This window comes from Flectobacillus major DSM 103, assembly GCF_000427405.1.
In the GTDB taxonomy this organism is placed as follows: Bacteria; Bacteroidota; Bacteroidia; order Cytophagales; family Spirosomataceae; genus Flectobacillus; species Flectobacillus major.
Window position 1 is genome coordinate 678,807 of the sequence record NZ_KE386491.1, and the last position, 22,151, is coordinate 700,957.

The 22,151-nt window shown below is 36.6% G+C and carries 18 protein-coding genes; 10 read left to right on the forward strand and 8 right to left on the reverse strand.

The window, feature by feature from the left end; all coding sequences use genetic code 11:
* The first annotated feature begins 40 nt into the window (after positions 1–40).
* The 5 genes from lipA to metK all read left to right on the forward strand — a co-directional run bounded on the left by lipA (position 41) and on the right by metK (position 7,679).
* Entirely contained in the window at positions 41–931 is an 891-nt protein-coding gene (lipA, locus tag FLEMA_RS0104670; protein ID WP_026994458.1) for a lipoyl synthase, read from the forward strand.
* A gap of 367 nt (positions 932–1,298) precedes the next feature.
* Entirely contained in the window at positions 1,299–4,091 is a 2,793-nt protein-coding gene (locus tag FLEMA_RS0104675) for an outer membrane beta-barrel protein (protein ID WP_229359350.1), read from the forward strand.
* A 130-nt stretch (positions 4,092–4,221) separates the two neighbouring features.
* On the forward strand, positions 4,222–4,968 hold the full coding sequence (locus tag FLEMA_RS0104680; RefSeq protein ID WP_026994460.1) for a GLPGLI family protein: 747 nt from the start codon (positions 4,222–4,224) through the stop codon (positions 4,966–4,968).
* 112 nt (positions 4,969–5,080) lie between these two features.
* The gene (locus FLEMA_RS0104685; RefSeq protein ID WP_044170808.1) at positions 5,081–6,310 is read left to right on the forward strand and encodes a lycopene cyclase family protein; all 1,230 of its coding nucleotides are present in this window, start codon (positions 5,081–5,083) and stop codon (positions 6,308–6,310) included.
* Between the two features lie 109 nt (positions 6,311–6,419).
* A complete protein-coding gene (gene metK / locus FLEMA_RS0104690; protein WP_026994462.1) occupies positions 6,420–7,679 on the forward strand; it encodes a methionine adenosyltransferase in 1,260 nt (419 codons plus the stop codon).
* 152 nt (positions 7,680–7,831) lie between these two features.
* On the opposite strand, the gene hpf is transcribed toward metK, so the two are convergent.
* Together hpf and FLEMA_RS0104700 are read right to left on the reverse strand one after the other, a co-directional pair.
* Complete coding sequence (gene hpf, locus FLEMA_RS67515) at positions 7,832–8,188, reverse strand: ribosome hibernation-promoting factor, HPF/YfiA family (RefSeq protein WP_044170810.1); 357 nt, start codon at positions 8,186–8,188, stop codon at positions 7,832–7,834.
* A gap of 415 nt (positions 8,189–8,603) precedes the next feature.
* The gene (locus tag FLEMA_RS0104700) at positions 8,604–10,328 is read right to left on the reverse strand and encodes a VRR-NUC domain-containing protein (RefSeq protein WP_052353951.1); all 1,725 of its coding nucleotides are present in this window, start codon (positions 10,326–10,328) and stop codon (positions 8,604–8,606) included.
* Between the two features lie 407 nt (positions 10,329–10,735).
* Here FLEMA_RS0104700 and FLEMA_RS0104710 point away from each other — a divergent pair, with 407 nt between their 5' ends.
* From FLEMA_RS0104710 to FLEMA_RS0104720, 3 genes are all read left to right on the forward strand, one after another.
* Positions 10,736–11,923 (forward strand): phosphoglycerate kinase, encoded by a 1,188-nt coding sequence (locus FLEMA_RS0104710; RefSeq protein WP_026994464.1) that lies wholly within the window; start codon positions 10,736–10,738, stop codon positions 11,921–11,923.
* 95 nt (positions 11,924–12,018) lie between these two features.
* Entirely contained in the window at positions 12,019–14,538 is a 2,520-nt protein-coding gene (locus tag FLEMA_RS0104715) for a bifunctional UDP-N-acetylmuramoyl-tripeptide:D-alanyl-D-alanine ligase/alanine racemase (protein WP_026994465.1), read from the forward strand.
* 361 nt (positions 14,539–14,899) lie between these two features.
* Complete coding sequence (locus FLEMA_RS0104720; protein WP_026994466.1) at positions 14,900–15,649, forward strand: DeoR/GlpR family DNA-binding transcription regulator; 750 nt, start codon at positions 14,900–14,902, stop codon at positions 15,647–15,649.
* A 76-nt stretch (positions 15,650–15,725) separates the two neighbouring features.
* Here the strand turns inward: FLEMA_RS0104720 and FLEMA_RS0104725 are convergent, their stop codons facing one another.
* Positions 15,726–16,220, reverse strand: a complete 495-nt coding sequence (locus FLEMA_RS0104725; RefSeq protein WP_026994467.1) for a DUF3592 domain-containing protein — start codon at positions 16,218–16,220, stop codon at positions 15,726–15,728.
* Positions 16,221–16,719: 499 nt separating this feature from the next.
* Positions 16,720–17,793 carry a magnesium/cobalt transporter CorA gene (gene corA, locus FLEMA_RS0104730; protein WP_026994468.1) on the reverse strand — a complete coding sequence of 358 codons (1,074 nt, stop codon included), beginning with the start codon at positions 17,791–17,793 and terminating at the stop codon, positions 16,720–16,722.
* Between the two features lie 129 nt (positions 17,794–17,922).
* Between corA and mce the strand changes: the two genes are divergently transcribed.
* The gene (gene mce, locus FLEMA_RS0104735; RefSeq protein WP_026994469.1) at positions 17,923–18,327 is read left to right on the forward strand and encodes a methylmalonyl-CoA epimerase; all 405 of its coding nucleotides are present in this window, start codon (positions 17,923–17,925) and stop codon (positions 18,325–18,327) included.
* Between the two features lie 57 nt (positions 18,328–18,384).
* Here the strand turns inward: mce and FLEMA_RS75890 are convergent, their stop codons facing one another.
* Positions 18,385–19,365: a toast rack family protein gene (locus FLEMA_RS75890; protein WP_052353953.1), complete on the reverse strand. Its 981-nt coding sequence runs from the start codon at positions 19,363–19,365 to the stop codon at positions 18,385–18,387.
* Positions 19,366–19,423: 58 nt separating this feature from the next.
* Entirely contained in the window at positions 19,424–19,855 is a 432-nt protein-coding gene (locus FLEMA_RS0104745) for a PspC domain-containing protein (RefSeq protein ID WP_026994470.1), read from the reverse strand.
* A 458-nt stretch (positions 19,856–20,313) separates the two neighbouring features.
* On the opposite strand from FLEMA_RS0104745, the gene FLEMA_RS0104755 reads away from it, so the two are divergent.
* Positions 20,314–20,613, forward strand: coding sequence for a thioredoxin family protein (locus FLEMA_RS0104755; RefSeq protein WP_026994471.1), 300 nt, complete (start codon positions 20,314–20,316; stop codon positions 20,611–20,613).
* A gap of 252 nt (positions 20,614–20,865) precedes the next feature.
* Here the strand turns inward: FLEMA_RS0104755 and FLEMA_RS76905 are convergent, their stop codons facing one another.
* Both FLEMA_RS76905 and FLEMA_RS0104765 read right to left on the reverse strand, forming a co-directional pair.
* Positions 20,866–21,021 (reverse strand): hypothetical protein, encoded by a 156-nt coding sequence (locus FLEMA_RS76905; protein WP_159102653.1) that lies wholly within the window; start codon positions 21,019–21,021, stop codon positions 20,866–20,868.
* 147 nt (positions 21,022–21,168) lie between these two features.
* Positions 21,169–22,143 (reverse strand): alpha/beta fold hydrolase, encoded by a 975-nt coding sequence (locus tag FLEMA_RS0104765; protein ID WP_144080042.1) that lies wholly within the window; start codon positions 22,141–22,143, stop codon positions 21,169–21,171.
* Between the last annotated feature and the right edge of the window lie 8 nt (positions 22,144–22,151).

Consider the following 22,151-nt stretch of genomic DNA (forward strand, 5'->3'; position numbering starts at 1 on the left):
TTAGTAATATAAAGATTCATTGATATACCCGTATATAGTAATGATAGAACTTCCAGTAGTAGCACCCAAAGTTGATGCTCAACCAGCTACCAAGCATAACAAAAAACCCGATTGGTTAAGAGTAAAACTACCAATTGGTAAAGAATACGCCAAGGTTCGTAGTATTGTTGACGAATACAAGCTACACACCATCTGCCAGTCGGGCAATTGCCCCAATATGGGCGAATGCTGGGGAGCAGGTACAGCTACATTCATGATTCTTGGCAATGTATGTACTCGTTCTTGTACTTTCTGTGCTGTAGCCACAGGCCGTCCAAACGAATACGATGCCGACGAACCAAGAAGGGTAGCCGAGGCGATTAAGTTGATGGGCGTAAAACATGCCGTGATTACTTCTGTAAACCGTGATGAACTAAAAGACAAAGGTGCTGAAATTTGGTATCAGACAGTTGTTCAAGTAAAAGAGGTTTCGCCAACTACAACTATCGAAACCCTCATTCCAGACACAAAAAGCAACTGGGATGCCCTATATCGAATGATTGAAGGTGGACAAGAGGTTGTTTCTCATAACATGGAAACGGTAGAACGCCTTTATAGAAATGTACGCCCTCAGGCCAAATATGCTCGCAGTTTAGAGCAAACTAAGCGTACTAAAGAGTTTGGTAAACGTACCAAATCGGGTATTATGCTAGGCTTAGGCGAAACCAAAGAAGAGGTATTCAAAGCTATGGACGATTTGGTAGAAAATGGCTTGGATGTACTTACACTAGGACAATACCTACAGCCAACCAAGATGCACCATGAAGTAATAGAGTGGATTCACCCCGAAACTTTTGCGATGTACAAAGAGGAAGGTTTGAGAAGAGGGTTGCAGTATGTAGAGTCTGGTGCATTGGTACGATCAAGTTATCATGCAGAAAAACATATCTAACTTAATTTGGTAAGGTATAAACAATACAGTTGAATTGAAAGCGAGGCTATCCCCAAAGGTAGCCTCGCTTTGTGTTTAATATAGTGTCAAATCTATAATCGTATCAATATCTGCTTTAACATTATTTAACATATTAATTGCAACATTTTGAAGAAAAACAACTCTTTCAATTGAATAATACTATTTTATTAACTAAATTTATAGTTAATAAGTAAGCCCCCTAAATTAAAAGTATTAAGCGTGTATTATAACTATTTGATTACCAGGATTTTATTTCAATCCATTAATTCATCAGCTTGTATTTTCTAAACTTTTAAACATGATATCAATGAAAAGGATTCTACTATTCTTTTACCTAGTACTATGTATGTTCGTGGCCCAAAGCCAAACACCGCAATCCTCCCGCATTGTTGTAAAAGGAGCACTCATCGATACATCAGGAACACCACTACCATCGGCAACGGTAATGTTGCTATTACCCAAAGATTCTTCGTTAGTCAATTTTGGTCGCTCCAACGACAAAGGTTTTTTTGAATTCAAGAATGTAAAACGCCAGCGATATATCCTCAAGGTATCGTATGTAAGTTATATCCCATTACAAAAAGACGTAATCCCTACCGACGAAGCTGTGCTAGACATGGGAAGCCTTGCTTTAAAGCCAATTACCAAAGAACTCTTTGAGGTAGTGGTAAAAACAGCCAAAGCTCCATTAAGCATTAAAGGTGACACCATCGAATACAATGCCGCTTCATTTAAAGTACCCCCAGGCTCGACTGTCGAGGACTTATTGCGTAAATTACCTGGTATGCAAATAGAGCAAGACGGAAGTATTAGGGCTCAAGGAATGGAAGTGAAAAAAGTAACAGTTGATGGTAAAAGCTTTTTTGGAAGCGACCCCAAGCAGGCTACTAAAAATATCTCTGCCGATGCTATCCAAAAAGTACAGGTATTTAATGATAAAACCGAAGCCGCTAAAATGACAGGTGTAGATGATGGTAAAAAAGAAAAAACCATTAATCTAGAATTAAAAGAAAGTCATAAAAAAGGAGGTTTTGGAAAAGTTACCGCAGGAATAGGTACAGACGACCGTCGTGAGATAAAAGGTAATTATAATAAGTTTGATAGCAAAAACCAATTTTCTGTTGTTGGTAATGCCAATAATACCAATCAGTCGGGCTTGTCGTGGGACGATTATCAGGATTTTAGAGGAAGTCAGGCATTTTCTTGGGGCGATGAAGCCGATTTTGGTTTTGGGGGCAATGGTTTCCGTTTTATCACTTTCGACGACGGTGACGAATCGTTGGGGATTCCGATAGGAGGTAGTCGTGATGGTTTTTCTAAAAACTATTCTGGTGGTGCCAATTATAATTATGATACCAAAAAGACCAAGTTTAGTTCTAACTACTACTTTAACCAAACCGAAAGAACGATAGATAAGATTTCGTCGAGCCAACGATTTTTTCAAGAAAAATCCCTCAATTCTGCCGATACTACCAATCAGGTCAATTTCAATGCTAACCATAGAATGAGCCTTCGTTTTGAGAAAACCCTCGACACCCTCAATACCCTCGTTTTGATTGGAAATGGTAAGTATTCAAGAGGAAATGCTTCTCAGTTTAGCAATATCTTGCAACAATTATTGGTACAAAATAGTATTATCCCTCGTCAAACCAATATTAATAATAGCAATATTTTTGATTCATATACATTTCAAGGTACGGGTATTTTCAGACATAAGTTTGCTAAAAAAGGACGTAGTTTTTCTGCTAGTGCAGGTTATAGTCTCTTAAAATCCGATGGCAATGCCAACCAGCGTTCTATCAATAAGCTTTATAATGCCACAACTCTGAACGATTCTATTGTAGCTATCGACCAAATCAATGATAACCTTTCAAATAAAAAACAAGTTAAATCAAGCTTGTTTTTTGTAGAACCTTTATCGAAAATATTCTATTGGGAATCGTTCTATAATTTTAGCATTCAAAACAATAGCGTAAACCGTGATTTATTGGACAGACAAGATACTGGCCCCGTTAGAAACGATAGCTTGAGCCGTTATTATACCAACGATTTGATGTATAATCGTTTGGGTTCAAGCATTCGCTATTCAAATAAGGGAATGAATATTACGGTTGGTCTTGCAGCTCAGCAATTTAATTTAAAAGGAGATTTCCGTAGAAGCGAAAACTCGGCTAACCTTGCCAATATCAACCTCAACTATTTTACATGGATCCCGAAAATAGGTATTAACTGGGATTTGAAAAACAACCGTTATTTGTTTATTGATTATGACAAAAATACCCGTGAGCCTTCTGTACGTGACTTACAGCCTATTGTAGATAACAGCAATCCATTGTACTTGAGGGTCGGTAATCCTGATTTGTTGCCAAGTATTCAGCATACTATTTCGGCGGGTTACAATATGTTTAACCCAGCTAGTTTTACCAACTTATATGCCAACCTTTCGTATAACTACAATATAAACCAAGTGGTTTATAACCAGACAATTGGCGACAATGGTGTTATTTTGACAAAACCTACCAATTTGTCGGGTGGTACAACTTATAACGGATACGTTGGCTTTGGTGTTCCGCTCAAGAAAACCGTGAGTACTCTTAATATCAATGCCAACTTTAATTTGGCTCAAAACCCAATTTATATCAATTCGGTATTGAATAAAACTAATACCAATTCGGGAAGTATTGGCATGAGATTATCGTTTACGCCTAGCGATAAGTTCACTTTTTATGGAAATGCCTCTTTAGGCTTGACCAAAACAAGTTATGAACTACCGACTGCTCCAAACCAAACCATTTATAATAACCAATATGGTGGCGAGATGAACTTTAATTTTGGCAAAGAATTCTATTTTGCTTCTAATCTTAACTATCGTGTATATAAAAATGAAACACGAGGATTTACGCAGGATTTGCCTATTTTGAATTTAGCACTGTATAAGTTTTTGGGTAAATCTAAAAGATCTGAAATTCGCTTAACAGCCTACGATGTATTTAAGAAAAACCTAGGCGTAAACCAAAGTGCTTTCCAAAACTTTGTTACTATCGACCAAACCCGTACACTTTCTCGTTATTTTATGCTGAGCTACACCTACAATATGCGTGGATTAAGCTCGCAAATGAGAAAGAAAAATATGTTCTAGTAAGTTAATAAACAAATGGGTGAGTTGGTAGTTAACGCATTTATATACAAATAGTTAATAGTTAGCTTACTCATTGAAACACGGTCGTAAACAGTTTGTCATTATTTAATATCAAGACTACTTAAATTATATGAAGAAATTACTAATTATATTATACTTGTGCTGTACACAGCTTGCTTTTGGTCAAGAAGTAAAAGACGAAGGCATTGTTACCTATACTCGACAAACCTTTTGGGCTAAAATAGCCTCAGGAATGAAATACCTCAGTGCCGAAGAAAAAGATCGTATCAAACTAACATGGGGTACCAGTGACGACGGTTGGAAACAAAAAATGATGCTTTATTTTAAACCAACAGAAAGCCTCTTTACGTATGGCGAAGACAACGAAGAAGATGGCGGTTATTCTTGGCGAAAAGAAGAATACCTTATTCATCGTAACTTTGAAACTGAAAGAAAGTTAGAGGTTATCGAAATGTTGGGTAAAACGTACATTGTCAACGACTCGCTACACGTACCTAACTGGAAAATCATGAACCAAATAAAGGATATCAATGGCTATATTTGTATGAAAGCCATTACCGAAGATACTGTCAAACATCAAAAAATTGTAGCTTGGTTTGCCCAAGATATACCTATACAAGCTGGCCCAGAACGCTATTTTGGACTACCAGGCCTTATCATGGAATTGGATATTAATGATGGTAATGTGATTTTGTTAGCAGACAAAATAGAATTTAAAAAACTTACAAAGGAAACTACTCTGAAAAAGCCCAAAGGTAAGGTTATTACCGACCGAGAATACGATAAAATCTTGTCGGATTATATCAAAGAAACCATCAAAGCTTATCGAAATCCATTCTGGGGTATTCGTTATTAGCCTATAACCTTAGACAATATTTACAAAATATTCTTGTTATTTCGCAAACCCTATCGGTATTGATAGGGTTTTCTTCTTATTATTTGATACATACTAAAAAAAGGTAACTATTATGAAACACTCAACCGTTGATGAAGCGTCCCAAACCTATGATTTTATCATTGTAGGAGGTGGGTTGGCAGGTTTGTCGACAGCCTATTATTTGAATCAAAGTAAATTTAAAACAGCCAAAATCTTAATAATTGACCAAGATACCAAACAAACCAACGACAAAACGTGGAGTTTCTGGGAAAATGGACAAGGCGATTTCGACCATCTTGTTCATCAGCAATGGAAAGGTATTTGGTTTCATGGAAGCAATCAGTTCTCAGCTTTTTTACCAATTGATTCCTATCGTTATAAAATGATTCGTAGCGTTGACTTCTACGACTATATGCACCAACAACTATCCGTCAATCCTAATATTGTATTCTTACATACTGTGGTTGAGCAAGTTACGGGCAAAGAGCCTATTGGAGGTATCGTAAAAACACAGCAAGGTACATTTATAGCTCAAAAAATGGTATTTGATAGTACATTCCGCTTGCCTTATACCAATTGGCATTACAGCCAGATGTTACAGCACTTTAAGGGCTGGGTTATAGAAACTAACGAAGAGGTATTTGATATAGAAAAACCTACTATGTTTGATTTTAGAATAGACCAGCACAACGAATGTCGTTTTGTATATGTTTTACCTCAATCTACCCGAAAAGCATTAGTAGAGTTTACGATTTTCTCAGATAATTTACTGGAAGATACTATTTATGAGCAACATTTGAAGGCCTATATTCAGGAGTTTTTAAAGATTGAAAAATATCAAATTCATGAGGTTGAAAATGGTATTATTCCGATGTCGGACGAACCTCACGTACAAATCCCATTTCCGTATGTAATACGCATAGGTACATCGGGGGGCTATGTCAAAGCCTCGACAGGTTATAGTTTCAGCCGAACCCAACGCAAGCTAAAACAGTTAGTTGCCGAATTAGAACAAGTAAATGGCGATTTTGATACTTTTGACTATCAAAAAGAAAGTTGGTTTTTTCCTGAATATGCAGCCACATGGAAAGACTACCTAGACAGTGTATTGCTAGACGTAATGCTCAAAAAACGCCATAGTGCCAAAGATATATTTACCCGATTATTTAGTAAAAACAAACCATCACAAATATTAAAATTCTTAGATGAAGACACCCGCCTAGAAGATGACATCGCTATAATGAGAACCGTTCCAATAATTCCTTTTATTATTTCGGCTGTAGCAGTTTTTTTTAGGAAATTATGGTATTATTTAAGATAATTTATCTATAATCTACTTGACATTAAAGCCAAATTGTCATTTAGAAATATTAGTTGTAGCTTTGTGAAACAATTCCTGAGAAATTTCAAAATTAAATTTTTTTTTAGAAATGGCATATCTTTTCACCTCTGAGTCAGTTTCTGAAGGACACCCAGATAAAGTTGCTGACCAAATATCAGACGCCCTTATTGACAATTTTATGGCGTTTGACCCTTCTTCTAAAGTAGCTTGCGAAACATTAGTTACAACAGGTCAGGTTGTTTTGGCAGGTGAAGTAAAAACAAATACTTACTTAGATGTACAAAGTATTGCACGTGAGGTTATCCGTAAAATAGGGTACACTAAGTCAGAATATATGTTTGAAGCAAATTCTTGTGGAATTCTTTCGGCTATTCACGACCAATCTGCAGATATTAACCAAGGCGTTGAACGTACCAATCCTGAAGATCAAGGTGCTGGTGACCAAGGCATGATGTTTGGTTATGCAACCAAAGAAACCGAAAACTATATGCCATTGGCATTGGATTTGGCTCACAAAATCTTGCAAGAGCTTTCTTATATTCGCAACAACGAGCCAGAATTGATTGGTTATTTGCGTCCAGATGCAAAGTCTCAGGTTACTATTGAATATTCTGACAACAATGTTCCTCAAAGAATCGACACCATTGTTGTTTCTACTCAGCACGATGACTTTGCTGAAGATGAAGTGATGTTGGCTAAAATCAAGAGCGATTTAGTAAACATTGTGATTCCAAGAGTAAAAGCTAAATTAAGCGAAGAATTGCAAGCTTTGTTTAGCGATGCTATTACGTACCATATCAACCCAACTGGTAAATTTGTAATTGGTGGTCCACACGGAGATACAGGTTTGACTGGCCGTAAAATTATCGTAGATACTTACGGTGGCAAGGGCGCTCATGGTGGTGGTGCATTCTCTGGAAAAGACCCTTCTAAAGTAGACCGTTCGGCGGCTTATGCTACTCGTCACGTTGCCAAAAACTTGGTAGCTGCTGGCTTATGCGATGAGGTTTTGGTTCAAGTTTCTTATGCTATTGGTGTTGCTAAGCCTTGTGGCGTATATGTCAATACTTATGGTACTGCTAAAGTTGATTTAACCGACGGCGAAATTGCTCGTAAAGTAGAAGAAATTTTTGATATGCGTCCGTATTTCATTGAGCAAAGATTGAAATTAAGAAATCCAATTTACTCAGAAACAGCCGCTTATGGCCACATGGGACGTAAAAACGAGGTAGTTACAAAAACATTCAAATCGCCAGATGGCAGCGTAATCGAGAAAGAAGTAGAATTATTTACTTGGGAAAAACTAGATTATGTAGATGCAGTAAAGGCTAAATTTGATTTGGCATAATATCGTTTTTGATTTTTATTAGAAAAGGGAGGCTTCATAAGGTGCCTCCTTTTTTATTGTTACGAGCCATACACCTACATAGAGCATAAAAAAACGCCCATATTAGAATATAATATAGGCGTTTTGTACTTTACTTATCATTGAAATAAACACTAACTCTCTGTAGTCATAGATAAGTCCAAAATTACTTGGCGACTTCCTACGGATTTTTCTTTTATTTTTTCTTTAAATCGTTTGAGTTGAATTTTTAGAGCTTCGATGGCGATATCCATAGCCTCTTCAAAAGTTGTTGCCATCTCCCTTACAAATAATGTAGCTCCGGGTAAGCTAATTTTCACTTCTAACGTTTTGCCTTTTACCTTCGTGCTTTCCCCTTTGTCGAGTTTAAGGAAAACTTCCCCTCCTGTGATTCGGTCGTAAAACGTATCCAATTTATTTAATTTTGATTGGATAAACTCCAGCAGCTTTCTGTCTGCGTCGAAGTGAATTGAATGCACCTGTAATTTCATACGCACTCGTTGTTTAAGGTTAAAAGATAATTTTACTCCCAGCTAAACCCACCAATGAGTTTGATTGAACAGATTTACCTGCATGCTCCTTCGAGTGTAGCTGAGTACGGAAGATAAAACTGTTGCCCAAGTTTGGAGCCTGAAACTAGCGTATACATGCTTTTATGGATAAGCTAACTTCTGCCCAGCTCCAAACTAAATTTAGTTATAAAAGCCCTATCATTTAGACAGGGCTTTAGAACGTTTCGGGCGATTTCCTTAATTAAACTTAGCGATTATTTTTGGTATATCCAAGCCCCATTGGAAGATTCTTTGAATAATCAAAGCCGAAATATGGTTATATACGCCAATAGCCCTATAAGTGTTAGAATTATCCAAATTGTGTTAAATAGACATTAAATTTTGTTAAAAATACTTATTCTGAGCTATCTTCAAGGGGTTTTTGCCATTCTATTCTGAGTACTTTTGCTCGTAAATTGATGGTTTCAAAGAACTTGAGCCAATACAATTGTTGGTTTGAAAGGCTATCAGTTGGCGACTTTACCTCGATAAACTGATACTCGGCATCGTCCCATATCAAAAGGTCGGGGAATCCCCTTACGTGTTCTCGTAAATTCTTGGCCATTTCTAACATAACGGCACTGATTTGTTCGGGCGAAAGCTTTTCAAGCAAGGTGAGTACCAATGGAAATAGCCCACCATACCAGTCTACCAATGGGTTGGTAATGCCAAATTTTTCAAAAAAAGTTGTATGAAAATACGCATTACAGAGGTCAGAATCTTCCAGTACCTTTAGGCGTTCTTCCATCTTGGTTTTTCTTTTTTCAAAGAATGTAGGCTTAAATAAATCGGAAGGTGAACGCTGTAAAGGGTGATGAATAGCCATACTTTCGGTATCGAAAATAATATCCCAGAATAGCAAACCAAACAAACTTCGCCAAAGGTGATTTTCGGTAAAAGCTGCCTTTTTGTGGAGTTGCTCATAATAATGTATTACACCAAACTCTACCTGACGTTGCCATGATTTATCTAGCCTAATGCTATCGGCACTATGGAGCTGCTGAGTAACAGCCTTTTTGACTTTTTTCTTCTGAGCCATAGCTTCTAGGCGGTTGAGGAAGTCAAGGGCAAAAAACTGTTCATCGGCATTATAAGGTTCGGCCAGCATCAGCTCACAAAGAGCTATGGCCTCTTCCAAGCTTTTTTGTTTCTGTAATATACGCACTTGTCGCTCACGGGAAGGGGGCTCTTGTGTAAGCCTAAATACAGACAATGCCATGTCTAGTTCTTTGGCTTTTTCAAAAAAGGTAGCTACTTTTAGTGCAAACCGATAATACGTAGGAAGGGCTATTTCGGATAGATTTTTGAAATGGATCTCTGTCCAAGACATAAACCAATTGTATATATCTAACACTTCTACTTTTTGTTCTTGCATTAGGTAAAAATCCTCTCTGGCTAGGCTGACCTTGAGTTTATCTTCGGCTTCGGTACGGCTTTGGAAATGAGGAACAAGATTCTCAATATCAAATTGCTCGTAAGTTTGAAAGCCCAAATCCCGAACTACAAACTCAGACATATCGCCGTATCTTGAACCAAAAAATAGGAATTTTAACATCTGAACTTCCTCTTCAAAGGCTACTTTGATAACTAAAGGATAGTCTGCTTCGAGTTGATTGGGGTTGAGCCATGCCAGCATATCGCCAAACGGCACCGATTCTAGTAGCCAGTCGAGCAGTTCTTCTTTTTTGAGGGCATTTTTACCTTTGGTGTCCAGATTGAGAAGTTTGGCCAATGTAATCAGTTCGGCTTTATTATAAATCTCTAACACTCCACCGCTCAATGGAGCGTGTTGTTCGTTGAGCGACTCCAAAAAGCCTTTTTCGACGAGACTTCTCAACACATTGGGGATATTGCCTATTTCGGCATATTTGAGTTTGTCTGTCTTAAAAAAAGAGCCTCTTCTATTAGAAAACCTAATATAAAGGCATTGTTCATCTTCGGTGAGGTGCTGAAATTGTGCCAAAAAAGCTTCTTCCTGCCCATTCAATATATGAGCATATTTTTTTTGGACAAAGTCAATCAAATACTGGAAATATGTTAGGTAATATTTGGGGGGCAGCTCCCTTTTTTCTAATTGCATGATTTTATAGCTCCTTTAAAGTCGTTACAAAGGTAGGGGAGGTTTGAAACAATAACGAATCAAAAGCCCTCTTAAATACATAGTAATGGGTAGATTTGGCAAGACCATTGAAGGTATTACTAAAAATGATTTTTATTTTATTATTCTTTTAAAAAATAGTAAATAACATATAATGATTGATAAAAAATACTCAAATGATTGTGTTTTTTCGTGAATTATTCTTGAAAAATGTATATTTGTTACGAAGATTTTAGAAATGAATAGCGGAAGCATTTTAGGTAATAATAATTTTATGAAATAGTTATTTTGCATAATATTATTTTGAAAGAACCGTGTGTTTCGTAATTTTTTTCTTGTTTATCCATAAATCTCCCAATAAATAAACAACTATTAACAAAAGAAGAAAAATGAAGACTGTCAATTCCTACAATTTTGCAGGCAAGCGTGCATTAATTCGTGTTGACTTTAACGTTCCATTAAACGAGCGTTTTGAAATCACTGACGACACTCGTATTAAGGCTACTATTCCTACTATTACCAAAATTCTTAATGACGGTGGCTCGGTTATTTTGATGTCACACTTAGGAAGACCAAAGGACGGTCCTACCGAAAAATATTCGTTAAAACACTTAGTTAACCCGCTTTCTGTAGTATTTGGTCGCAAAGTAAAATTTGCCGACGATTGTATCGGACAGTCGGCTTATGACCAAGCTGCAAGCTTACAACCAGGCGAAATCTTGTTGTTAGAAAACCTTCGTTTTTATAAAGAAGAGGAAAAAGGAAATGTAGAATTTGCTGAAAAGTTGTCGAAATTAGGCGATGTTTGGGTAAATGATGCTTTTGGTACAGCTCACCGTGCTCATGCTTCAACAGCCGTAATTGGCCAGTTTTTTGAAGACCGTATCTGTGGTTATGTGATGTCTGCCGAAATTGAAAATGCCAAGAAAATTTTGGAAAGCGCAGAACGTCCTTTCACCGCTATTATGGGTGGTTCTAAAATTTCTGATAAAATCTTGATTATCGAACGTTTATTGGATAAGGTAGACAACCTCATTATTGGTGGTGGTATGACTTACACATTCTCGTTGGCAGAAGGTGGCAAAATTGGTAAGTCAATCAGCGAGCCAGATAAAGTAGATTTGGCTAAGTCGTTGTTGGAAAAGGCAGCGGTTAAAGGTGTAAATATTTATATGCCATTAGACAATATGTGTGCCGATAAATTTAGCAACGATGCCGAGCGCCAAATTGTTAACCGTGGCGAGATTCCTGATGGCTGGGAAGGATTAGATATTGGCCCAAAAACAGTTGAATTATTTAGCGAAGTAATTGCTAGCTCAAAAACTGTACTGTGGAATGGCCCAATGGGAGTATTTGAGTTCCCTAATTTTGCTATCGGTACAAATGCTATTGCCGATGCAGTAGTAAAAGCAACTGAAGAAAACGGTGCATTTTCGTTGATTGGTGGTGGTGATTCGGCCTCGGCTGTCAACAACGCTGGTTATGGCGAGCGAGTATCGTATGTGTCGACAGGTGGAGGTGCTTTATTAGAGTATATGGAAGGCAAAATATTACCAGGTGTAGCTGCTTTAGAATAAGAAGCTTATGGTTTTCTAATGAAATTTTAAAAGAAGTGAGGCAATTTTTGCCTCATTTTTTTTGTTCCTATTCTAAGGATTGAAACCATTATACCATGAAATTTCAGACAGAGCCCATTGTCACCAACGCACAATATTTACTGAACGATAGTCGTCAGCTATCTTCTCCGAGTAATTCTATTTTTTTTGCTATTAAAGGATTGCACCATGATGGACATCAATACCTCGACGACCTTTATCGAAAAGGAGTTCGTGAGTTTGTTGTAGAAAAAGCAGGCTGTACAAGTATTGTCATGCGTGAGCTCAACCGTATGGTTGATGCAAAAGTTTGGCAAGTTAATAGTAGCATAGCGGCTATGCAAGATATTGCCCGTGAACACCGCAATCAGTTTAATTTACCTGTGATTGGTGTAACTGGCAGCAACGGCAAAACCGTTGTAAAAGAATGGCTTTCGCAGTTGCTAGGCAATCGTTTTCAGGTTATCAAAAGCCCCAAAAGTTATAATTCGCAAATAGGTGTGCCTTTGTCGGTTTGGCAAATTGGCAAAAATCACTCTATGGCTATTTTTGAAGCGGGTATTTCTCGGCCCAACGAAATGGCCAATTTAGCAAAAATCATTCAGCCTAGTATAGGGATTTTTACCAATATTGGTACAGCTCATAACGAGTTTTTTGGCGATACCACCCAAAAAATCCGTGAAAAAATAAAGCTATTTGACCAAGCCCAAACGCTTATCTATTGTGCCGACTATGTCGATATTGATGAGGTTGTTAAGAAAGAATTTATCTATACCAATCCCAACTGCAAAATACTATCGTGGTCACGTGTGTTGGCTTCTGGGATTAGGGTAGATTGGGTTGTGGGGCAGCAAAATACCAAAGTTTCACTAATATTGGACGACTGCGATACAGAGGATGAAGATTTGCCATTTCAAGGTGGAAGGGGTATGAACCTAGATATTCCTTTTACTGATGAGGCTTCTATCGAAAACGTCATTCATTGTATCGTTACCCTAATTCATTTGGGATATAATGAGTTAGAGATTCAGGCTCGCCTACAGATTTTAAGGCCTGTATCTATGCGTTTAGAAATCAAGCAGGGGATTCATGGAAACTATTTGATTGACGATACCTATAACAACGATATTGCAGGCCTAACCATTGCCCTGAATTTTTTGACACAACAAAAACAGCGAGAGCGTAAAGTGCTTATTTTGAGCGATTTGTTAGAAACAGGTATTATCGAACGAGATTTATATAATCAAATAGCCTATTTGGTTCACGATAAAAATATTGATATGTTTATTGGGATAGGGGAGGTTTTGACCAAAAATTGTAGCGTATTTACGATACCATCGAAAAATGGCGTACGTCAGGGTGAACTACATTTTTTTAGGACTACCCAAGACTTTTTGGAAAGCAAACTAACCGATACCATTCGTGAGAGTGTGGTACTGGTAAAAGGGGCACGTAAGTTTGGGTTTGAAAGCATTGTCAATAGGTTGGTACAAAAAACACACGGCACTGTTTTGGAAATAAACCTTGATGCAATTACCAATAACCTGAATGTCTATCGCGATAAGATTGGTCAACAAACCAAAATTATGGTAATGGTCAAGGCTTTTGCTTATGGTTCGGGAAGTACAGAAGTAGCCAATCTGTTGCAGTTTCATGGGGTCGACTATCTAACGGTGGCATACGCCGATGAAGGCGTTTCGCTTCGTCAGAATGGCGTGTACTTGCCTATTATGGTTATGAACCCTTCACCTAGTGATTTCGAGCAGATTGTACATTATAACCTTGAGCCTGAGATTTATAGCCCTCGAATCCTACAAGAGTTTTCAGATTTTATTGATGAACGAAAACTTACTGCCAAAATCCATATCAAGCTCGATACGGGTATGCATAGGTTGGGCTTTGAACAAGAAGAAATACCAACCTTGTTACAGGTACTCACCAATAACCCCAATCTTTGGGTTTCTACCATATTTAGTCATTTGGTGGGTGCCGATGAGTCACAATTTGATGATTTTACGCATTTGCAAGTAGAACGATATACTACAATGGCCAATCAGATTTCAGAAGCTATTGGCTATTCACCATCTCGACATATTGCTAATTCGGCAGGAATTGCCCGTTTTTCGGAAGCTCGCCTCGATATGGTAAGGCTTGGTATAGGCCTGTACGGCGTGGCTGCTACTCCAGAAGACCAAACACAGTTACAAATGGTAGGAACACTCAAAACGGTTATTTCTCAAATAAAAACGATTAATCCCGACGAAACAGTCGGTTATGGACGTAGAGGCGTTTTGACACGTAAAACACGTACTGCCACTATTGCTATTGGTTATGCCGATGGCTTTGACCGACGGTTTGGGCGTGGAGTTGGCGAGGTTTTAGTACATGGTATTCGTTGTAAAGTGCTTGGAAGTGTTTGTATGGATATGACCATGATTGATATTACCGATGTCCCAAATGTACAAGAAGGCGACGAAGTGATATTGTTTGGTAAAGACCTTACTATTATGGAATTGGCCGAAAAAATTGGAACAATTCCGTATGAAATTTTGACGAGTGTGAGTGAACGAGTAAAGCGAGTTTTTTATCAGATTTGATGCCTTGAACTGTCAAAATCTGTAAAAAAGTATATCAACTAAAACGGTGACAGTTAAAAACTATCACCGTTTTTTAATAACCCTTCAGAACATTATTCTTACTATCCAATTATTAATACTAATTATTCTCTAAAGATATAAAAATGGTTAATTCTTTACAAGACAAATATATAAATAAGTTTTCATATCCTTGCAATAAAGTTTGCATTTATTTGCATTTTATTTCGCAATAAAAATCAAAATACTGGGAAATATTTGCAATGTTTTTAGGAAGTTGGCAAGAATAAATTGTAAATTTGCTTAGTTTAATATAGGTTTAGCTGATTTTATGCAAATATATGCAAGTAAAGTTTCTAAAAATATGCTTAAAGAAGAACGTCAACAATTAATCCTTGAAAAGTTAGGAACTGATAAAAAAGTAACTTTAGTAGAATTGGGACAGATTCTCAATGTTTCCTACGATAGTGTGCGGAGGGATGTTATTGAATTGGAAGACCGAGGGCTTCTGAAAAAAGTGCACGGCGGTGCTATTGCCAATTCGTATTTGTCGATGAAAGCAAGCCGAGGCTTGGGTATCGCCAATAATGAGTTTAATATAATTACCAAGAAAGCCCAAAAACTCATAGAAAATCATTCTATTGTTTTGATGGATGGTGGTACTACTAATTTTTATATTGCCGAGCAATTGCCTAAGAATCTGGAGATTACAGTGGTTACCAATAACCCTCATTTGGCTACAGCCTTGGCCGAGCATCCAAAAGTCGAAGTGATTTTATTAGGAGGGTCTTTTTATAAAAGATACCAAATTACACTTGGTAATAAAACCATGCAAGATTTGGAACACATCAATGCCGATTTGTATTTTATGGGTATCAATAGCGTACATCCGCAAAAAGGCTTAGCAATACGACAATTTGAAGAATCATTGTTGAAGCAAAAAATGATGACTGTAGCTAAGAAAACGGTATCGTGTGTAATCGAAGAAAAACTGAATCGGGTAGAAAACTATAAGGTTTGTGATATTGATGATTTAGATTATTTGATAACAAGCTTGAACCCTAGTGAAAAAGCTTTGCAAAATTTTAGAGGAAAACATGTAGAAATTCTGTAAAATGCAAAGTTTGCATGAAATTGCATAAAAAAAGGTACGATTTTGTCGTACCTTTTTTTATTAATCGGCTATTTTTTTATTTTAAAGCTAATGCTACTTGCGAATGAGCAGTAAGTACTGCACTTGCAACAAGCAACAACACCCCTAAGATGAAAAATAAACCAGGTTTTGTTCCAGGAATATTGCTTGTACCTAATGTAGATTCATAAGGATTTTCTGGATTGAATCTAACTTCAACTTTTTCGCCAACTTGACTGATTCTTGGCATTCCAGTTTCAGACTCAATTTTGAATGTTCTACCATTCACTGTAAAAGACACTACTGGGAAGTAAATCGGTGATTGTCCCATTTTGTCGCTACGTTCATATCTTTTACTAATTTCTACGATTTCTCCTAAGGTAATTTGTGAATGCTGAACCCATGACTGGCGTTTTTTCACAAGTACTATTCCTAAAATAATTAATGCTAAAGATATTGCCATGAACGCTATCATAACTACTGGTGGTACACCTGTAAATGGTTGGGTTGGACGACCAGATATTAATAAAATCGAAGCTAACACGCTTTCCATACTCTTCTTGATTTTTTAGTGATTTCAATAAATTTATCGATATATACTTACTTAACGATAAATAATACTCAAATATCGCACTAAACTATCAGAAAATCAAGTAGTTATCTGTTTGTGGATGTTTTGTTATGGATGCTTATAAAAGGCTTTAAAGTTGAAAAATAATTTTTTGTTTTTATAAGTAATTATTTTTAAAGCTACTTTTTAATAAAAAACAATTTTCACGATAAATATCCTTAAAAAATAAACCTCAAAATACTAAAAAAATATTTTTGTTATTTTGTAATTATTTTTTGTATTTTTTCAAGTGATATTTGGATGTTTTTAAATAAAAGTTGCTGTTTTTTTGCTAAAATTATCTTGTAATGGTTAAAAATTAAAGGTGATTTTGGAGAAAATAGCTAAAATATGGAACTGATACATCCAAAATAAACCTAGTTTTGAGAAAAACAAAAAAAAGGTTTTTCTCTGTTTTATTCTTTATAAGTATGCTAATACACTATAGCCAGCCTTTTTTTCTGAAGCCAATCAGCATACCAATCACCAAGGCAATCATAACGCCCCACACTACTGGATACCCGTACCGCCAATGTAATTCGGGCATATCGTCGAAGTTCATGCCATAAATACCAGCTACAAAAGTCAAAGGCATAAAAATGACCGAAATAACCGTAAGTACTTTCATAATATTATTCATTTTGTTGCTTACTTGCGACAAATAGAGATCCATTAACGAGGCAATGAGTTCTCGGTAGGATTCTATATTTTCGAGTACTTGAGAGGTATGGTCGTGTACATCTCGGAGGTACAAGGCCGTATTGGCCGAAATAGCATCAATGTCTTCTCGGAGTAAGCCCGAAATCATTTCACGCAGTGGAAAAATTACTTTTTTCATTAACATAACTTCCCTTTTGATACTGTATAGCTCTCGCATCGACTTCGATTGGGCATCGCTGATAATATCTTCTTCTAGTTTTTCGATATTTTCAGAAAAGCAGTCTAGCACTTCAAAATAGTGGTCAACCACAAGGTCGATTAAGCAATACAAAAGGTAATCAGCCCCGTTTTTACGAGTTTTGCCAGCCGAGGCAATAATGCGGCTAATTACAGGATTGAACACATCTTTGTTGCGTTCTTCCTGAAAAGAAATAACACAGTTGTTGAGGAGTATTAAGCTGAGGTGTTCTACTTCTATTTCGCGAGTAAAGGGGTTGTATTCTGTCATTTTGAAGGTAAAAAACAGTTGTCCTTCATCGTAATATTCAAACTTGGGTTTTTGTTGGGTATTCATGATGTCCTCCAAAATGAGTGGGTGGAGGTGAAATATTTCGCCTATGGCAGCCACAACGGCAGGCTCGTGAATCCCGTCGATATTGAACCAATGTCGTTTGTTGGGGTCGAGTGTGATTTGGTTAATTTGGCTAAAATGTGGTATTGGGGTGATTTTATAGGAATCGGCATTGTATTCAATACGGGTGATTTTAGTAGCAAATTCAACATCTGGACCAATATAAGTTAATGTACCAGGTGAAGTACCTAAGTTGGAATGAATGTATTTTTTTTTCTTTGTCATTTTATTTGTGGGGGCACCAAGGGTGCAAAATAGAAATTGTGCTAACTTATGATAGCTAGTGATATACAACGATGTATCTTTTCGGATATTTGTCAAATATATAGAATAATACTAAAACAAAACCATAAGATGCAACACGTTGAACACATAGGAATTGCCGTGAAGAGTTTGGCGGATTCTAACGCCTTATTCACCAAGTTATTGGGCGTAACACCTTACAAACAAGAAGGGGTAGAGGCGGAGGGGGTACTAACTTCTTTTTTTCAGACAGGACAGACCAAAATTGAGCTATTAGAAGCTACCAACCCCGAGAGTCCTATCGCAAAATTTATAGAAAAAAAAGGAGAAGGTATTCATCATATTGCCTTTGAAGTGGCCAATATTATTGAGGAAATGGCTCGCCTGAAGGCTGAAGGCTTTATTTTGTTGAATGAAACCCCTAAGCAAGGAGCTGATAATAAACTTATTTGTTTTTTGCATCCAAAATCAACCAATTCGGTATTGATAGAGCTTTGCCAGAGTATCGTGCAGTAGCAGAAACAAAATAGTCGCAAGTAATTTCAACTTGCGACTATTTTGGTAATATATTGATTAATAGCGTTTTACTTTTAGATCTTGTAAGCCTCCTTCAAAATTTATTTGGATTTTCTTGCTGGCTTTCTCATAATCGGGTGTTTCCCAATAATCTCCATTTTTAGAGAATCCTTGGAAATTTTTACTGTTCAAGCCCCCTTTTACCTTAATTCGGCAACCCGAATTATTAGGAATATCAAATTCAATCGACGTTAGCCCCGACTCTACATCTACATCGATATTGTCGCTTAGGTCGCCTAATTTAATATCGGTTTCGGTGACACCTGTTTTAATCGAAAGCTTATTGATTTTGTAAGGACTTAGGTCGAAATCAGCTTTTCCTGCACCAAATTCAAATTTCATGTCCCATGCTACATTAGGATTGAGCTTTATGTCAACTTTATTGTGGCGGTCGCTATCAAAATTGATATTATTTTTTTTGCCTTTTAACGAAAACTTAACCGTCGGGTTATCGCCTTCACCTGTTTTTTTCAAAGAAATATTACCAAAATCGAGGTCGGCATCGGCTTCTATTAGTTCGTTGCTAGTGCCATTGATACCAAACTCGGCAGCACCACCAGCAAATTCAAAAGAGGCATTCTTGATAGCAGGATTCATTGATTCAATCATGCGTTGTTTTCCGCCAGCGTTATTGCCCTCATACGAAGAATCGGTATCGTCGTTATCGCTGTCGTCGCCAAGGTCGATATGAATATCGCCATCGTTATCACGGTCAAAAATCCCAGTAGATTCTATTCTTTCTTGACAACTACGTACAATAGTTAAAGGTATAAAAACCGCCAACATAATAATTGAGATAACAGTGGCCGAGCGGCTGCTTTTACCAACAAAAGCCATGAGTCCAAGATAGATTAACAATAATGGCCACATACGAGCTATATCGTGCCAATTGATGTGAAACCAGTTATATTCTTTTCCTAGAAAAATAATACCTAGAAAAATCAGAAGCCCACCAGTAAAAATATTTTTTGAGTTCATGGCTTAAATAGTTTAGTTTTTAATAAACTTGGGTTATTTCCAAGGAGTGTTTTGGCAATTAGAAATCAGAATTGTTGTTGTTATTGTTGGGTAGTTTGTCTTTAAAAATGATATAGCCACCTACCGCAATCAATACTAAAGGCCATAATTTGTCAAAATCAAAGCTAGGAATCCATTCATCTAAAAAGAATATTAATCCTAATCCAATTAAAACTGCTCCCCAAACTTTGCTTGAATCTTTTTTCATGGTCGTATTATTAAAGTTAAATTGATTTGTATCGGTTGTATTGGCGGTATCCCATTCGTTTTTGGCAGGTAGGGCTATCCACAAAATAATGTACATCCAGAAAAATATGCCATGCGACATGATTGTTCCGAAGAAAAATATTAATTGAAGAATTGATGTTTCGATGCCAAATCTTTCAGAAAGTCCTGCACATACACCTCCCAAGGTTGCTTTTGAAGGTATGCGATATAGCTTTTCGTTCATGGTAATAGAGTTTAAATATTGGATGAATGTTTGATGCAATTTGTATTGAAAACGTTACAGACAATAGCAAAAATGAATATACGGGTTTTTTAAAATTCTTGTATATCTGTTTGTTTGATGTTTGAAAGTTAGGTTTCCTCCGAGTATTCCCAAGCTAAAATTTAATGGACGGTATTATTTATTGATTGAAAGGAATTTTTGAGGGGTTTATCAAAAAATAGCAGAGATGTGTATCGAATTTATAAAGTTTGTTTTGGTGTCTGGTACTACATTTTATCACTACTAACCATTTCATTAACGAATGCCTATCTTTTCTTAAACTAGTTCAATGGAAATTCTATAGGCTATTTATAAATTTGTGGTACTATATTAGTTTGGCCATAAATATATCCTGATAATGAACTATCGTTGTTTAAAATGCTGTTCAATAATTCAGAATCAACAAATATCAAAATAAGATGACAGGTACTTTCGAAGAATTAATTGCCTCACCCACTCCAGTAATAATAGACTTTACTGCATCTTGGTGTGTTCCTTGTAAAAAAATTACGCCTATTTTAGGTCAGTTAGTTGATGAACTGGATGAAGAAATCTCTATTATTAAAATTGATGTTGATAAAAATCCAATTTTAAGAAAGAAATATAATATTACGGCTGTACCAACTTTGATTGCTTTTAAAAATGGTAAACAAAAATGGAGACATACTGGTATGATTACTTTAGCAAAAGCCAAACTGGCAATTAGAGGAATTTTGTAATGATGCTATCATGTATCATCCCTAATATTTAGAACAAACAAGGCGGTCGAAAAACTAATTTCGACCGCCTTGTTTGATTAATAGTCAATGAATACCTAATATTTGTGTGCTTTTTTCCCAATAGGGTACTATTTGGGTCGCATCCTATTGGGAAAAAAAAGCACGATAGACTACCTCGTAAATCCCAATAAATACAAACAAGCGGTCTTTATTTGAAATTATCCCAAAATGCGGGATGACTCATGTTTTCTTTTATTGCTCTTTTATTGCTAAAACCTTAGCTTCTAAGGCTTCTTTTTCCTTTAATACCTCGTCCCAGAGCGAATCTCCACATTCTTCGTTGACAAAAGGAACATAAGTGTTTTCTCCCCAAGATACTTCCTGATATTCTGATGATGTATTTTCCATGATGTTTGATTGTTTAATTTGAAGTTTATCTTCAATGAGTTGATATTTATATTGTTACTGCGTCTATTTTGCTCAAGCTCTGATAATTACTGGCGACTATTTATTTAAGCCTTAAAACAGAATGGTCTGTCTGTTTTGTGTACTAAATTATTTGATTCCTTTTCTAGTCAAAAAAGCTTTTATTAAGCCCGCAGCTTCGGCATGATGCTCTTCTAGTACAAAATGACCACCATTTAATAAGCTAATTTGTGCGTCTGGAATATCTTTTTTGAACGCCTTAGCCCCAGCGGCTACAAAAAGTTGGTCATTTTTGCCTGAAATAACCAAAGTGGCAGGTTGATACTTTCTGAAATATGCTTGCCAATCATTATACAAAGGAATATTAGTTCCATAGTTTCTAAATAAAGCCAATTGTATTTCGTCATTACCAGTTCTGTTCAGATAATACTGGTCAATAGTGTAGCTTGCAGGACTTATTTTGCTAGTATTTTCAGCACCGTTGGTATATTGCCATTTAGTGGCTTCTAAAGTCAAAAAGAATCTTGCCTCTTTTTCGGTTTCAGGATTGGGGTTTTGCAAATAGGCAACCAAAGGTTTAAGTACTTCGCCTAAGCCTTCGTTATAAGCATTGGCATTTTGTACAATTAAAGCTTGGATTAACTCTGGGCGACGTGTTGCAATTCTAAAACCAATAGGCCCGCCATAGTCTTGAACATACAAACTAAACTTTTTAAGTTCTAGAATATCAATAAATAGATTAATCGTATTGGCTAAATTATCGAAAGTATATAGATATTCTTTGGGAGTAGGAGCACCACTTTCTCCAAAACCTGGATAGTCGGGAGCAATTAGGTGATAGTCGTTTGATAAATCATTAATTAAATCTCGGAACATGTGCGAAGACGAAGGAAATCCATGTAGCAATAATAGCGTTGGTTTGTTGGTATTGCCAGCTTCCCGATAAAAAATTTCTAATTCGCCTACTTTAACTTTCTTGTAGCTAATAGTATGATAGCTCATTCTTTTAGAAGAATGTTTTTCCTTTTTTGAAGGAATATTGCCTGAGAAGGAGGTCATCGCACTACCTAGTAGCATGATTGCAATAATAAGTCTTGTTTTCATTTAATTAT

Bases quoted from the DNA above. Each gene is read 5' to 3' on its own strand.
- lipA (WP_026994458.1), top strand. From the start codon at position 41: ATGATAGAACTTCCAGTAGTAGCACCCAAAGTTGATGCTCAACCAGCT.
- FLEMA_RS0104675 (WP_229359350.1), top strand. From the start codon at position 1,299: ATGTTCGTGGCCCAAAGCCAAACACCGCAATCCTCCCGCATTGTTGTA.
- FLEMA_RS0104680 (WP_026994460.1), top strand. From the start codon at position 4,222: ATGAAGAAATTACTAATTATATTATACTTGTGCTGTACACAGCTTGCT.
- FLEMA_RS0104685 (WP_044170808.1), top strand. From the start codon at position 5,081: ATGAAACACTCAACCGTTGATGAAGCGTCCCAAACCTATGATTTTATC.
- metK (WP_026994462.1), top strand. From the start codon at position 6,420: ATGGCATATCTTTTCACCTCTGAGTCAGTTTCTGAAGGACACCCAGAT.
- hpf (WP_044170810.1), bottom strand. From the start codon at position 8,188: ATGAAATTACAGGTGCATTCAATTCACTTCGACGCAGACAGAAAGCTG.
- FLEMA_RS0104700 (WP_052353951.1), bottom strand. From the start codon at position 10,328: ATGCAATTAGAAAAAAGGGAGCTGCCCCCCAAATATTACCTAACATAT.
- FLEMA_RS0104710 (WP_026994464.1), top strand. From the start codon at position 10,736: ATGAAGACTGTCAATTCCTACAATTTTGCAGGCAAGCGTGCATTAATT.
- FLEMA_RS0104715 (WP_026994465.1), top strand. From the start codon at position 12,019: ATGAAATTTCAGACAGAGCCCATTGTCACCAACGCACAATATTTACTG.
- FLEMA_RS0104720 (WP_026994466.1), top strand. From the start codon at position 14,900: ATGCTTAAAGAAGAACGTCAACAATTAATCCTTGAAAAGTTAGGAACT.
- FLEMA_RS0104725 (WP_026994467.1), bottom strand. From the start codon at position 16,220: ATGGAAAGCGTGTTAGCTTCGATTTTATTAATATCTGGTCGTCCAACC.
- corA (WP_026994468.1), bottom strand. From the start codon at position 17,793: ATGACAAAGAAAAAAAAATACATTCATTCCAACTTAGGTACTTCACCT.
- mce (WP_026994469.1), top strand. From the start codon at position 17,923: ATGCAACACGTTGAACACATAGGAATTGCCGTGAAGAGTTTGGCGGAT.
- FLEMA_RS75890 (WP_052353953.1), bottom strand. From the start codon at position 19,365: ATGAACTCAAAAAATATTTTTACTGGTGGGCTTCTGATTTTTCTAGGT.
- FLEMA_RS0104745 (WP_026994470.1), bottom strand. From the start codon at position 19,855: ATGAACGAAAAGCTATATCGCATACCTTCAAAAGCAACCTTGGGAGGT.
- FLEMA_RS0104755 (WP_026994471.1), top strand. From the start codon at position 20,314: ATGACAGGTACTTTCGAAGAATTAATTGCCTCACCCACTCCAGTAATA.
- FLEMA_RS76905 (WP_159102653.1), bottom strand. From the start codon at position 21,021: ATGGAAAATACATCATCAGAATATCAGGAAGTATCTTGGGGAGAAAAC.
- FLEMA_RS0104765 (WP_144080042.1), bottom strand. From the start codon at position 22,143: ATGAAAACAAGACTTATTATTGCAATCATGCTACTAGGTAGTGCGATG.